Origin of the sequence: Enterococcus sp. 7F3_DIV0205, assembly GCF_002141365.2 — a bacterium.
GTDB lineage: Bacteria > Bacillota > Bacilli > Lactobacillales > Enterococcaceae > Enterococcus_L > Enterococcus_L palustris.
Map to the genome: position 1 here is coordinate 288,407 of NZ_CP147244.1, position 15,110 is coordinate 303,516.

13 protein-coding genes are annotated in these 15,110 nt (G+C 32.8%); 12 read left to right on the forward strand and 1 reads right to left on the reverse strand.

Features of this window, described 5'->3' with window-relative positions:
- Positions 1-3: 3 nt before the first annotated feature.
- Positions 4-3,306, forward strand: a complete 3,303-nt coding sequence (locus A5821_RS01365) for a DEAD/DEAH box helicase (RefSeq protein WP_170922993.1) — start codon at positions 4-6, stop codon at positions 3,304-3,306.
- Between the two features lie 18 nt (positions 3,307-3,324).
- Complete coding sequence (locus A5821_RS01370; RefSeq protein WP_086312680.1) at positions 3,325-5,322, forward strand: DUF262 domain-containing protein; 1,998 nt, start codon at positions 3,325-3,327, stop codon at positions 5,320-5,322.
- Between the two features lie 86 nt (positions 5,323-5,408).
- Here A5821_RS01370 and A5821_RS01375 read toward each other — a convergent pair whose 3' ends face one another.
- Positions 5,409-5,675, reverse strand: coding sequence for a hypothetical protein (locus A5821_RS01375; protein WP_086312682.1), 267 nt, complete (start codon positions 5,673-5,675; stop codon positions 5,409-5,411).
- 883 nt (positions 5,676-6,558) lie between these two features.
- On the opposite strand from A5821_RS01375, the gene A5821_RS01380 reads away from it, so the two are divergent.
- The 10 genes from A5821_RS01380 (at position 6,559) to A5821_RS01425 (ending at position 15,032) form a co-directional block, all read left to right on the forward strand.
- Entirely contained in the window at positions 6,559-7,098 is a 540-nt protein-coding gene (locus A5821_RS01380; RefSeq protein ID WP_086312684.1) for a hypothetical protein, read from the forward strand.
- Positions 7,095-7,502, forward strand: coding sequence for a DUF2000 family protein (locus A5821_RS01385; RefSeq protein WP_086312686.1), 408 nt, complete (start codon positions 7,095-7,097; stop codon positions 7,500-7,502). The genes A5821_RS01380 and A5821_RS01385 overlap by 4 nt, the downstream gene beginning before the upstream one ends.
- Before the next feature lie 6 nt (positions 7,503-7,508).
- Positions 7,509-8,771, forward strand: a complete 1,263-nt coding sequence (locus A5821_RS01390) for an ATP-grasp domain-containing protein (RefSeq protein WP_086312688.1) — start codon at positions 7,509-7,511, stop codon at positions 8,769-8,771.
- Complete coding sequence (locus A5821_RS01395) at positions 8,768-9,973, forward strand: MFS transporter (protein WP_086312690.1); 1,206 nt, start codon at positions 8,768-8,770, stop codon at positions 9,971-9,973. The genes A5821_RS01390 and A5821_RS01395 overlap by 4 nt, the downstream gene beginning before the upstream one ends.
- 949 nt (positions 9,974-10,922) lie before the next feature.
- Positions 10,923-11,201, forward strand: a complete 279-nt coding sequence (locus tag A5821_RS01400) for a TIGR04197 family type VII secretion effector (RefSeq protein WP_170922928.1) — start codon at positions 10,923-10,925, stop codon at positions 11,199-11,201.
- A 5-nt stretch (positions 11,202-11,206) separates the two neighbouring features.
- Complete coding sequence (locus tag A5821_RS01405) at positions 11,207-11,569, forward strand: DUF3958 family protein (RefSeq protein ID WP_086312694.1); 363 nt, start codon at positions 11,207-11,209, stop codon at positions 11,567-11,569.
- Positions 11,559-12,830: a hypothetical protein gene (locus A5821_RS01410; protein ID WP_339098943.1), complete on the forward strand. Its 1,272-nt coding sequence runs from the start codon at positions 11,559-11,561 to the stop codon at positions 12,828-12,830. The genes A5821_RS01405 and A5821_RS01410 overlap by 11 nt, the downstream gene beginning before the upstream one ends.
- 8 nt (positions 12,831-12,838) lie before the next feature.
- The gene (locus A5821_RS01415) at positions 12,839-13,324 is read left to right on the forward strand and encodes a hypothetical protein (RefSeq protein WP_086312696.1); all 486 of its coding nucleotides are present in this window, start codon (positions 12,839-12,841) and stop codon (positions 13,322-13,324) included.
- Positions 13,325-13,548: 224 nt separating this feature from the next.
- Positions 13,549-14,685 carry a hypothetical protein gene (locus A5821_RS01420; protein ID WP_339098944.1) on the forward strand — a complete coding sequence of 379 codons (1,137 nt, stop codon included), beginning with the start codon at positions 13,549-13,551 and terminating at the stop codon, positions 14,683-14,685.
- Positions 14,685-15,032, forward strand: a complete 348-nt coding sequence (locus A5821_RS01425) for a hypothetical protein (protein ID WP_139844040.1) — start codon at positions 14,685-14,687, stop codon at positions 15,030-15,032. Before A5821_RS01420 ends, A5821_RS01425 begins: the two co-directional genes overlap by 1 nt.
- Positions 15,033-15,110 lie beyond the last annotated feature (78 nt).

Here is a 15,110-nt window from a genome sequence, read left to right on the forward strand (position 1 = left end):
GACATGAATGTTGTTATTGAACCTAAAAAGGCTATAAAACCAACAATCTATGCCTATGTTACTCCCACTAATACTGCTAAGAATGGTTGGATTAAGATTGGTTATACTGATCGTGATGCAGATAAGCGTATTCGGGAACAGACACATACAGTTGGTATTGAAGCGAAGAAACTCTGGGATCACGAAGCCCGTTTCAATGGTGGTGGTTATTTTTCAGACCGTGATTTTCATGCTTTTTTAACTAAAAATGGTATTCGACGAAATAAGGGAACGGAATGGTTCTTCTTCAATGGAAATCCAGATGAAGCAGAGTCATTGTATCGTGAATTCGTTTTCAAGGACTATTCAAAAGTCCAAAAAGAGCAAAAGTTAGATTATCAATTACGAGCAGAACAAGAAGCAGCAGTTGAAAAAACTCTTGCATACGCTAAAAATCATCCAAATGGAGAATTTTTATGGAATGCAAAGCCTCGTTTTGGTAAAACATTGACCTCCTATGATCTAGTTCGTAAGTTGAATTCAATGAATGTGTTAATCGTAACGAACAGACCCGCTATTGCTAATTCGTGGTATGATGATTTTGTTAAATTTATTGCGTGGCAAACTGATTTTAAATTTATTAGTGAATCAGAGTCGTTAAAAGATCGATCACCAATGACTCGGCAAGATTTTGTTGACTATACTGTTACACATGACGATGCCAAACAAGTAGCCTTCTTGAGTTTACAAGATTTAAAAGGATCAAAATACTTTCGAGGTGATGGTGGTGGCTTTGATAAGCTTAAGTGGGTAGCGGACACTAATTGGGATGTTCTGATCATAGATGAAGCGCATGAAGGAGTAGACACCTTTAAAACAGATGTTGCTTTTCGATATATAGATCGTCAATTTACCTTACATCTTTCTGGAACACCTTTTAAAGCGATAGCTAAAGGTTCATTCAATGATGAACAAATATTTAATTGGTCTTACGAAGAAGAGCAAGCAGCTAAAAACAACTGGACAGAGGAAGAAAATAATCCCTACGAACTCTTACCACAACTGAATATGTTTACTTATCAAATGTCGAAAATGATTACGAAGGAAGTAAATCAAGGGATTGAACTTGAAAATGAGAATAATGTCGATTTTGCTTTTGATTTAAATGAATTCTTTGCAACGAAAGAAGATGGACGGTTTGTTCATGAAGCTGACGTAAAAAAATGGTTGGATACATTGACTCACAATGAAAAATATCCTTTTTCAACATCTAAATTACGTAATGAATTAAAACATACTTTTTGGATTTTGAACCGTGTTGCAAGCGCAAAAGCTTTGAAGAAGTTGTTAGATACTCACCCAGTTTTTGAAAATTATGAAGTTGTCCTAGCTGCCGGGAATGGTAAGTCTGAAGCAGAGGATGTATTGGCTAATGAAAGTTCGTTCAAAAGAGTACGTGATTCCATACAATCAAATGACAAGACAATTACACTTTCGGTTGGTCAATTAACTACAGGAATTACAATTCCTGAATGGACAGCGGTAATGATGTTAAGCAATATGAAATCGCCTGCACTTTATATGCAAGCTGCTTTTCGAGCACAGAATCCTAATGTTTGGACGGAACAAGTAAGTGGTGAGGAAGTTCGATATCAAAAACAAAATGCGTATGTTTTTGATTTTGCACCAGAAAGAACGCTAATTATTTTTGATGAATTTGCTAATAATCTGTCTACTCATACTGTATCAGGCGGTGGAACATCTGGTGATCGTGAAAAGAATATCAAGAAATTATTAAATTTCTTTCCTGTGATTGGTGAGGACAAAGAAGGGAAAATGGTTGAACTTGACGCTGCTCAAGTGTTAACAATTCCAAAAGCAATTAAAGCAACGGAAGTTGTTAAAAGAGGATTCATGAGCAACTTACTGTTCGCAAATATTTCAGGTATTTTTCAAGCTCCTCAAGCTGCACTTAGCATTTTAGATAATATGGATTATGCTATACAAGGTAAAGTGAAAAAACCTGATGATCAGCCGACAATTGACACAAAAAATATTGAAGTGGATGATGATGGACAAGCAATTGTAGACAATGAAATTGTCATCACAAAAACGGATGCTATTTTTGGAAGTAAAGTATACCAAACAGAAGAAAAAATAGCAGAGACGATTGGAAAAATTGATTCTGACAGCGTCCGTGACTCGTTGGCTAAAGATATTGGTAAAACAGTTGTAGATAATTTTAAACCACAGTTAGAAATTGTTAAACAAGATTATGAGCTTACAAAAAAAGGTTCAGAAAAAATTGAGAAAAAAATCCAGACTGAAGTAGAATTAACTGTTAAGAAAAAAAATGCAGATTTTAATATTCAACAAGCACATATAGAAAGTAATCTAGAAAAAGATATTAAGAAAGTGAATACTGTTGAGGAGAAAGTTCAAATTGAAAAGCAGTATGCTGAAAAACTAGAAGAAGCTTTTGAAACATATCAACAAGAAGTGAAAAAAGAAGTTTCTCAAAAAATTGAAACGTTAAGTAAAGAGATTGTTGAAGAGCAAGAACAAAAGCAAAAAACAAAAGAAAAGACGCTGATTGAAGAGGATATTCGAGGGCGTTTGCGTGGTTTTGCTCGTACAATACCAAGTTTTATTATGGCTTATGGTGATGATTCACTGACGTTAGAAAACTTTGATCACTATACTCCTGAAGATGTGTTTTTAGAAGTGACTGGAATCACTGTTGAGCAATTTAAGTTCTTGCGTGATGGCGGGGACTATCAAGAAGATGGTAAGACACACCATTTTAGAGGTATGCTATTTGATGATGTAGTATTTAATGAATCTGTACAAGAATTTTTAAGAAAGAAAGATGAATTATCTAATTACTTTGAAGATAATGAAGAAGATATATTTGATTATATTCCACCACAAAAAACCAATCAGATCTATACTCCTAAGTGGGTTGCAAAAATGATGGTTGAAGATTTAGAAAATGAGAATCCGAATATTTATGATGATTCTAGTAAAACATTTGCTGACCTTTATATGAAATCTGGGCTTTATATCACAGAAATTGTTAAAAAGCTTTACAATAGTCCGGTCATAAAAACGGAATATCCAAATGATAAAGAACGCATCAAACATATTTTAGAAAATCAGGTTTATGGGTTGGCTCCAACAGAAATTATCTATAAAATTTCAACGAACTTTATTTTCGGTAATCTAGATAATGATATTAGTCGAAAGAATTTCTTAATGGAAGATGCAACTCCTTATGCGAAAAATGGTATGTTACAAGATTTGATAAATTCATCGTTTGGTGATTAGGATTAAGGAGAATAACATTTGAAAGCAGATACGATTAAATTTTTTGAGTTTTTAGAACAAAAAAAGACTATTTTTAATATTCCTGTTTATCAACGTAATTATGAATGGTCAAATGAACAATGTGTTCAGTTATTTAATGATGTTGAAAAAATTATTCAAGATGATTTCTCAGCCAAACACTTTCTTGGAACAATTGTTTATGTGGACGAGCGTGGACCGAAACTAAGTAAATATTTTAATATTATTGATGGACAGCAACGAATTACTAGCTTTATGCTATTTATGAAAGCAATTGCTGATTTATCGGATGATGAAAGTCTTTATGATGAAATTTTAGATGATTACTTGCTCAATCCTCGGAGTGAAGAAAATAATAAAATTAAACTACGTTCTGTTGAAAAAGACCGTTTTGTATTTCGTAAAATTATTGAGAAGCAAGAAGTGGAAGAAACATCAAAGGTTTCTGAAAACTTCAATCTCTTTCTAACTAGAATTGAGGAGTCAGAGTATGAGCCTAAAGAGTTTTTTGATGCGTTAGGAATGATAGAAATTGTTTATATTGAATTGAACGGTAATGATGAATCAGAAAATCCACAAGTAATCTTTGAAAGTATTAATTCAACTGGACTCTCTTTAACAGCATCTGATTTGATTAGAAATTTCCTGTTAATGGGCATCGATCATGGAACGCAAAATCGTTTATATAAAGATTATTGGACCAAAATTGAGGAACGAATTCCAACAAATCAACTATCTACTTTTATTAGGTTCTATTTAACTTTAAAATTTGGTGCTACTGTGACAGAAAGACGAGTGTATGAAGAATACAAACGATTCTTCAATAATAATCACTACACGCCTGAGACAGCAATCAAAGAACTGGAAAATTACTCGAAATATTATTTCTGGTTAAACAATGAAATTATTCCAAAATCAACAGTAAATGAACGAATCAAAAGAGTTAATCTGATGAAAGCTACAATTGTTTATCCATACTTAATGCAAATTCTAAAATTAGGTGATGATGGAATATATACATGGAACGATGTTGATGAAATTTTTGGGACAGTCGAGTCTTATCTGTTTAGACGTTCAATTACTGATAAAAGAACCAATGTATTGAATAAAATGTTTGCAGCGTTATCTCGTGAGATTTCAATGACTAATGAGAAAGATCGTTTAATTGTTGAATTAACCAATAAAAAGGGAACGCAAATTTTTCCAAGAGATGCAGAATTTGTAAATAGTTTTCAAACAGTCGCTTTATATAATAGAAAAAACAATCTTGCTAAGCTAGTTTTGATGATGCTTGAACTTTATCGGACAAAAGAACCAATTAGCTTTGAATCGATTCAAGTGGAGCATATTATGCCACAAACTTTAACGAATGATTGGAAGGTTTCAGTCAAAAATGCTAATGACGTTCAAATTAAATATGGTGATACAATCGGTAATTTGACCTTAACAGGATATAATTCAGAACTATCGAACAAGTTATTTAGCGAAAAAAGTAAAATGTATCAACAATCAAATATTACTTTAACTCGAGAACTAGCTAATGAATATGATAAATGGGATGCTTATACAATTGAAGATAGAGCAAAAAAATTAAGTGAAGAAGCGTTGAAAATTTGGAAATTTCCTATCCAAGTACAAGCTGAAGAACAGTCTTCTGTAAGCGGAGAACACTTTTTAGATGAAGACGTCAATATTACAGGAAGTAAACCAAAGTTATTATCTATTGAAGATAAAGACTACAAAGTTGATAGTTGGAAAAAAGTACTTATTTCATTTTTAGATTTTGTTTGGGAATTTGATAGTCAAACATTTGCTAATTTAAAGAGAAGAGAGGTACTTAAAAGACTATTTAGCCCAGCAGACGAAGTTAAAAATCCTGGCAAGCTATCCAACGGTGAGATTGTGGAAACAAACTTTAGTTCGGAAACGATTCTTTCTATCATCAAAATAATCGCCACTGAATATAATATTTTTGATGATATAAGTTATACTATTTAATATACGAATAAAATATAATTATTCAAAATAAGTATATACTCTTTTCTGTTTAAGAAAGTGAAGAGTATATACTTGTTTTTATTAAACTAAACTTTGTTTCGCTGAATCATCCTAGCTACAATCTCCTCACTCTCCTTCAACACCCCCTCAAAATCCCCAGAAAATACCTGATACAACTGCTGACAAGAATAATACCGCATCCGCATATCCTTCTTATTCCTCGTAACCTTCCCATCAAAAAATTCATCCAAATAAACCAACGACTTCTGCCAAGACCGAAGCTTGATCAACTCACTCCGCACATCCAAAATATCCTGATAAGGTACCGCCTTCAAATTCTGTTCTTTACTCATCACTACACATCCATTCCTATTTTTTTGAAAAACCAACAGGAAAATAAAAAACGATCAGACCTATCTGTGCCTCATCGTGTGCAATAGTTCGCCAAAGAACACATGAAATCGCCAAAAAGATGAAAGAATCCAGCAAAGAGACTAGTAAAATCAATCAAAATTAAGTACAATAAAACATGCGAGTACTTCGGTACGCGCTATCGGCAACTCGATTATGCAGTTACTGCTGCTTATTCGGGGCCTTGCAACGTGATGCCAGTCAGGTTGTAAGGTGCCGTTTTTTATTTTTCTATTTTTAAACTTGTACATCGCTTCGTTTCATTATCACCACCATCGATAAAAATCAGACCTAGAATAGAAACAAAAAAGGCATTGGCGCAATGTCCAATACCTGAATAAGTCAATAGTACTTTAAAGAAACCTAGCATTCTTTTCTAGTTGTAGCTCAAAAAGAGACACAACAAAAAAGCTAGAGATTCATTTACTATTGGCATACTTGCGTAGACATTTACTGATGTTTTCAAGACCATTTCCGCTCGGTGCCAGCCAAACAAAAAGGTGCCAAGGATTAAATTGTCATAAAGTTGAGTGATGTTCTGGATCAGGACTTACTCAGCTTTTTCATTTCCATTCTATACACTAAGTATAAATAAATCGACAGCGAGAATCAAGGCGAACAGAGAAAAAAGCGAACGATTTATTCATAAATCTTCAAACAGGTAGTAATTCAGATTAAAATCGCTAACCTAAGAAAGGATATACTTATCTTTATAAAAGCAGAAATTTATTGACTTATTAAAATTAAATTGGTATATTGAGTAAAAAATAATAATTCGATGTGAAAATACAGAATTTTCTGTGATAAAAGGAGAGGTGACGAACAATGATTTTAGGTACGTTGGGAAATGAATTGAGCCAATTAACGTGTAGCATGCATATCGCTAAAGAATTAAGTACAGATGATGAATTAAAAGGATTTTCAAGCTTTGAACGAGCAATTGAATCATTAAAGAAAAATACGATTCAAAAGGTTTTGATTCCAGGAGCGTATCCAGATATTAATAAATTTATTATGGATAATGATTTAGAAGTATACAAAAGTTTTGTAGAAAAAATACCAAGCTTAGTATTTGCAAGCAATTCCAAGAAACTAAAAGAGTGTAGCGAGTTATTTTTGCATAAAGCGACTAAAAACTTAGTAACAGATATTCCAAGTATCTCATCTGTCGCAAAGTTAACTTACGTGGATTCAAATGAAGAAGCATGTGAAAAACTTATTATGAATAATCAAGATCAAAGCTTTACAGCGTGTATTACAAACTCGTTATGTGCCGAGTATTTTAATTTAAAAATCCATACAATTCTTAGAGAAGGAATTTCCATGCCATGGGTAATTTTTAAGATAAAGGAGAATAATAAATGAAGCGAACAGCAATAATAATTAATAAAAATCTTCCTTTCGGAGAACAAGCAAATGTGATTGCTATTGTATCAGCCGCTTTAGCAAATGCTACTGAAGATATGATTGATTCAGAAAAAATAATTGATTTAAATGGTAACAAGCATGCAGCTATAAAGAACAGCTTAGTTATTTTAAAATCTAATCCAACAGCACTGTTGACGCTTACTGAGACAGTGAATGAGCTAGACTCGGTTGAATCTGTCGTTTTTACAAGTAAGGGACAGCGTTTAAACAATCAATTTTCTGACTATAAAATAGAAATCTCTACTAATGAATTGAAGAACTTAGAGCCAGTTGTTGTTGCACTGTATGGAGAAGATGAACAGATCAGAACGTTAACCAAAAAATTTAGTTTATTGAGGTGAGAATATATGGAGCAAGCGATTGTTTATCTGAGTGATATTCCAATCAGTAATAGAAGTGGGACTCGGTGGGTACAAAAGCTAAACGATTATAACTATAAAAAATTACTAATTTCCAGCGTAGAAGAATTTGATGATCAAGTAGGAAATTATTTTGACAGTTGTATAAGAGTAAAGGACATACTCGACTTTGAAAACTTATCTGAAATTATCGCCGATGTTAAAAGTAAGTACGAGATTGTTGCATTGTATGCCCCAAAGGAAAATTTGATTGAAATTGGTGGAGATTTGAGAAGTAAGTTTGGAATACCTGGTATTCAAAAAAATCAAGCACTAGCTGTAAGAGATAAATGGATAATGAAAGAAATGCTTCACCAAAGAGAGCTAAACACAAGTAAAAATGCAATTGCTGTATCTGAAAATGAAGCAATATTGTTTGCCAAAAAAGTCGGTTTTCCAATCGTAGCAAAACCACTAAATGGATTTGCTACATTGAATACTCAAAAACTTTTATCAAATAAGGACATTTCAGAATATTTTTCTAATTTAGTAATAGAAAATGAATTGTTATTAGCAATTTCGGATAATAGAATTCTATTAGAGAGTTTTATTGATGGAGAAGAATATCATTGTGATTGTGTTGTTCAAAATGGACAAGTCGTTTTTTCATCTGTGAGTAAATATTTATATAACTGCATGGATATTGCAACGAAAGGTAGTCCACCTGCTAGCATCATATTTCCAAAAGCAGAGAGTGAAAAAAATGTTGCTACTAGAAAAATAAGTGAATTAAATGAAAAAGTAATTTCTGCGTTAGGAATAAATAATACAGTTACCCATGGCGAATATTTTGTTACAAAAGATGGTAATGTGTATTTTGGTGAAATAGGCGCACGGATTGGCGGCGCAGATGTTATGCCCCCAATTATCAAGAATACATTTAATGTAGATATGTTTGAAGCAATGATTGATGTTGAGTTACAAAAATTTGTTTCTCCAAAACAGTCAAAAGATATCTTTACCGGCATGATTTGTCTACCACAGAAATCAGGGGAAATAGCTGCTCTTGCGACTTTAAAGGATTTTAAGGACATTGATGGGATTATTACTTTTGAAGTTCAAAGATCAATTGGGGACCGTTTGTTAGATGTTAAGGATACGATGACTAGATCAGGATTTGCCATTATTGAAGATGTAAATTATGATTCGTTAAGAGAAAAATTGTTGACAGTGTACCATCGTTTCTTTGATTTAATGGTGGTAGAAGAATGATCATAAAAAAATATTTATCTGTATATAAAGGATTGCCGCAAAATGTTTATCTCATTTGTTTAGCGAGATTTGTTTCGAGTTTAATAATATTTGTTTATCCGTTACTAACTAATTATATAACGTTAAAGCTTAATAAAACAGACATAGAAGCTGCCTCTTTTGTATCAATTGCCTTATTAGTAAACCTAGCGTGTATCTTTTTAGGTGGGTATTTGAGTGATAAGTTTTCAAAGAGGACGCTATTTTTATTTAGTCAATATTTATTAGTGGTTTGTTCCTTTTTATGTGCTTTATTTTTAGGGTCATTTGTGGTGGTTTATTTGTTGGTTATAATCAGTGGTATTTTTGGGTTTACTAATCCAATATACAATGTGTTTATTTTAGAAAATTCCAATGATAACTTAAATACAAAGAAAAGTGGTTTTTCTTTACTGTATCTATTTTTAAATTTAGGTGTTGCAATCGGCCCTTTTTTAAACGGGCTTTGGTTTGAGCAATATCTTGCTTTATATTTTTTATTGGTCGCAGGGCTTAATTTAATAGCTACGGTTTGTATTCAACTGAAGTATAAAGAAGAGCGAATGACTTATCCTAAACAGAAAGATAAAAAAGTTGAGTTTTCCTTGGCTGATCTATGGAGCCAAAATCATTTAGCGATAAAAGCGATTGTCTTTTCAATCTTAAACTTTATGATTTATATACAAGTTTCATTTAGTGTGCCGCTGCAATTCAATATCTGGTTTACCAATGGGCCAAAAATATACGGAACAATGATGCTAATAAATGCTTCGATGGTATTGCTAATTACCCCGATGATCTTACGATTCACTAAACGTACTAATCCAATTCTATTGATTATAATAGGTAGTTTTTTCTATTTGGTTAGCTTTTTGTGTCTGTTACTTTTTTCAAATTTAGCGGGAATGATTTTGTTTATATTCTTTTTGACTATAGGTGAAATTGTTGTTCAAACAAATATTAGTGTTGTTGTATCTATGCTGGCAGGCAAAGAGTACGAAGGACGAATGAATTCTTTTCTGCTATTGATTGGTGCTTTTGGGAATATTTTAGGAACAAGTATCGTTGGTGGTTTAATTGTTAATTATTCATTTTCAGTGGTTTGGCTTTTCATTATGGGGTTGTCTGTGGCCTATGCTATTTTAATGTTTTTAGTTTATCAAAAATATAATTTTGAAAAATAAAAACTGGAAAAAGAGTATCAGATTTTGAACTAGCGTGGAATTCCACGCTAGTTCAAAATCATAAAACGATTGGTGAGTTAAACTAGATGAAAGAAAACTCATATGAAAATGACTTGATAGTGATAATCAATATGAATAATCCAAAATTCTAACATAAATTTACTTTTTTTTATTTTAGGATATGTTAAAAAACTGTTAATGACCTATTTAGTCATTAACAGTTTTAAAACATAAAAATTTAGCGGAATTTAGTTAGATTTAAAAAGTTATTAATCTATAAAGATAAGAGTTTCTAGATTTTTGGTTTACTATAAATTAAAGTACTTATCATACTGTAGTCTCATTCTTTATTAGCAGAACAATTTGGACATTTATAAATTTCTGGTGGATTTATACTCATACAATAAGAACACTTCCATTCTTTTTTATTCATCATCTTCTTCTTTCGTACAGAAGAGTTGTTATAGAATACAATAAATAATAGAATCAGAATGAGGAGCGTAAAAGATTGCCATGAAGCCAAAAAAATCCTAGTAATGATGGAGCAACTAACAAAGTTAGGCATCCACACCCACACCCAGGTATATTTTTCTTACTCAATTTAAATCTCCTTAATAATCTTTATTTGTAGTACTAAAAAGGATACCCAAGATACATGTCATTTCCAAGATAGCAACTATTAACTTGACATAAAGCTGAGTAATGTTCTAAATGAGGACTTACTCAGTTTTTTATTTCCATGTTATTAACTAAGTATAAGTAATTTTATGTCGAGAATCAAGGTTTATTGGGAAGATCCAATCTGATTTGAAGAGTTTAATAGATGAAACAATTATTCTCAATAATTTTCAGCATATTCAAAATTTATGAGGATAATTAAATAACACTTATGGTAATCTATAAATATCATAAAAAATAATCGTTTAAATTTAAAAAGGAGTTTGATTTGGTGGAATCAATTAGTAGTAATAGCGCAGTAGCTGGAGAACTTGCGAGAGGAATATTTTCAGCTATGGACACATTAAATAGTTATCAATCGGTCACGACAGATGAACAATCAACTATTTCTGGAAATGATGCAGCTAAAAATGCAATCAAGGACATGCAATCAATGGTTCAAGCAATTAGTGTAGCGATTGCAACGGATTCAAATAATATAAAAAGTGTCGCAGCAGAGTTTGAAGAAGCAGACGCAACAGTTCGGAAAATGATGAGTGGCTTGAGGTGATTAGTATGAAAGAAAAGCATTCAGAATGGGATGATTTAGTATTAAAAGAACGACAAGTAGAGAATGAACTAGACGAAATTACCCATGTGCAACGAGATGCTCAACGAATTGAAGAACAGTACGAAGAACTATTTTTCTATGGAAATCAGTTGATCGACCGACTTGAAACGTTTGTTGAAGCAGAAAAATACGTTGCAGAAGAGCTGCGATGGGGGACCAAACAGAAACAACAAGGAATTCTTTATCATTTAGAGGACCAAAAAGAACAAATCCATAAAGAAAAGAGAATGATTGAGGATCAACAAGATGAGTTATTTTATGAGAAAAAAAGAGTCCTTGCAGAAACGGAGAACATGAATGAGTATTGATATGTATGTAGGGGCATCAAAAGCACAAGGAAGCAGTGCCAGTGCCTTAAGTCAAAGCTACCAAGCAGGATTTGAGTCATTACAATCAGCCATAGGGAATTTTACGCAAGATACCTTATTGAGAAGTAAGGCGTATGATTCGGGAAAATCCTATTTTCAGGGTGTCTATATCCCTTTGATTCAAGGGGCCATCCTTGTAGCCGAAGCAACAGGCAAAGCGATTGAAAAGCTTCCAACTGACTATGTGTCACAAGTAGACAGCTGTGATCTGAAATCTTCTGAATTGGAAGCAGAGATTCAGCGCTATGAAACACAAATTCAAGGAATGCAAAATCAAATCGATCAAGTCAAACAATTATTGCCAGTATCTAGTGAACGCGCGCAACATCTTAGAGAAGCAAGCGGACTAATAGCAGATTATACGAGTGCAAAATTGACCTTAGAAAAACAATTACAAAAGCTCTTAGCCTTTCATGCTTTTTCTTCTACCCTTTTCACAGAAGTGACAAGTTTACAAAATGCAGTTAATCAAGGATTAGCACAAGTTTCTGGAGGCCAAGGCTTTGATTCAAAAACAGGGACATTTTCTCCAAAGAACTTGAAAGATACTCGCTGGATGATTACAATAGGGAATGCATGGGATAAACGTCAAAAAGAAATCGCTGAGATCAATAAAAAAGCGAGAATCGAAAGAGAAATGGCTGCATTGAAAAGAGCAGCTAAAGTCGCAGCGGCTGATGTTGCAATGAACTCCTTCATGATGAATGTTGGTTTGATGAATATGGGTCCTTCTATTTATGGGAATTTGAAAGATTATGGCTCGCAGAAAGCATTGACAGCATCTTTAAGACCAACTGGGATGTTGAATGGAAGTAATAAGAAAGTCAGTAGCACTGATATTCCCAACCCCGATGTTGGAGTAGTTCAATCTAGAATTAATGCATCTGAAAATCCAACAAGATTTAGCCCGTCAAAAAATGCTGGGATGAACCATATCAGAGATAGACATTTCAATCCATCGAAAAATGCTGGACAGTTTACTATTCCTGAAACAGATTTGAAGAATATTTTACAATCAAAACTAGTTATAAACACGCCAGTGAAACAACTAGAATCTGGAGGATTTGAAAGGATAGTAGATGTTGGGAAAAACATAGGTACAGTTAAACCAAGTTTAGGTGGCGGATCTACAACATGGATAAAAATTATAACGGATAGAGCAGGTAATATAATTACAGCGTATCCTATACCAAAACCTTAGGAGGATATATGAGAGAAGAAATTTTAACAATTTATAATAATTTCTCTATTGATAGTTTAGATTTATTTTTTGATGAATTAATAAATTATGTAAAGAAATATGATTCAATATTTTTGAAATATACTTCTTTAGAGTATTTAGATGAAATGAAAAAATTTAAGTCAAAAAATTTAATTTTAGGTCATTCAGATGACAATCTCGAGATTGCAATCCCTTTTTATACAAACAAAATTAAAAAAGGTTTAAATGAAGAAGAAATGTCTAAACAAGTTTCTTCACTTATTTGGGATTTAAGTGCATACATGACCGATGAAGAATGTCCCAGTTGCCATGATAGTAATTTGCGCTTAACTGTAGCAACTAGTAATACAAATCAAATTATTAAATTTTGTGATGAATGTTTATATACTGGCATTGCAGATAAACATGTTGATGTTAAAGATGATTTAATTCCTGCACCTAAAAATCTGGTAAAATCATATTTAAAATGTTAATCAATAAAAAAGTACGTTATCATAAGATTGGTAATCAAGTTGCCAATAGCTAACAAAAGTTAACTGTATTCATTTTACAAAAATTTAAGCTAGGAAAATAAAAATGCATTGAAACGGTGTTAGCGAGTGAATACTCACTGATACCGTTTTTTGTATAAAAATTTTTAAATCTTGAAGAAAATGCTTAAAAAAAGAAAACAGGTAGTCAAGGTGTCTCTATCCCTTTGATCCAAGCTATACTTGTAGCCGAAGCAACAGGCAAAGTGGTTGAAAAGCTTCCAACTGACTATGTATCACAAGTAGACGGCTGTGATTTGAAATCTTCTCAATTAGAAGCAGAGATTCAGCGTTATGAAACACAAATTCAAGGAATGCAAAATCAAATCGATCAAGTCAAACAATTATTGCCAGTATCTAGTGAACGCGCGCAACATCTTAGAGAAGCAAGCGGACTAATAGCAGATTATACGAGTGCAAAATTGACCTTAGAAAAACAATTACAAAAGCTTTTAGCCTTTCATGCTTTTTCTTCTACCCTCTTCACAGAAGTGACAAGTTTACAAAATGCAGTTAAACAAGGATTAGCACAAGTTTCTGGAGGCCAAGGCTTTGATTCAAAAACAGGGACATTTTCTCCAAAGAACTTGAAAGATACTCGCTGGATGATTACAATAGGGAATGCATGGGATAAACGCCAAAAAGAAATCGTTGAGATCAATAAAAAAGTGAGAATCGAAAGAGAAATGGCTGCATTGAAAAGAGCAGCTAAAGTCGCAGCGGCTGATGTTGCAATGAACTCCTTCATGATGAATGTTGGTTTGATGAATATGGGTCCTTCTATTTATGGGAATTTGAAAGATTATGGCTCGCATAAGGCATTGACAGCGGGGTTGAGACCAACCGGAACGATGAATGGGAGTAGTAAGAATGTTGGCAATACAAATAATGTAACCTCTCAAATACCAAAAGCTAAACAAACCATACCTTCAAAAAAATGGCGTGAATATTTTGGTAATAAGTATGGAAATGAAAATGTGAATTGGGAGTTACCACCTAGAGGAATCGATGATATAATTGAGAATCCAAGATTAATAACTAGATACACTCCATCACAATTGGCTGAAGTGACTAGTAAAGCTGGTTGGCAAGTGGGGCCATTGAAGAAAGGAAACCTTGCTGGTAAACCTTATACGGATGGGGGAGGAATAAGTATGAATGCTCCTCAAGGAAGTGGCAGTTCAAGATATATTCAATACCATCCAGGTAAAGGGCATCATGGAGCAGATGCATACTATAAAATTTCTTCTCCAAAAGGTGGCACTTTTAGAGTTTATATTGATGGAAGGGTAGTGAAAGAATAATGAAGTATGATATAGAAGAATTAGCATTAATTTATGATAGGCTTATTGAAAACATTAAACAATTTTCAATGGATCCTGAAAATCAAATCAGTAAGTTAGATGGCTTTGTTGTTACTGATGAAATAGCGTCAGATTTTTCTGATATAGCAATGCCTTATGGTAAAATTCTATTGGAAAATGAATGGCTTACAGAGAAGCAATACAAACGAATGGAAGATATAGATAAAAAATTGGAGGAAATGACTAGAAATAAAAGTTTGTGGACTGATGAAGCTTTAAAATCATCAAAAGAATGGGCGGAATCTAGGAATTTAGGGAACGATTTATTAAAAGAACTAGGTGTTTAAATATTATTTAGAGAAAAGTGGATTACTGATAATTTTGATTAGATTATATCATTTTCTACTTTAAAGGAGAACAATAAT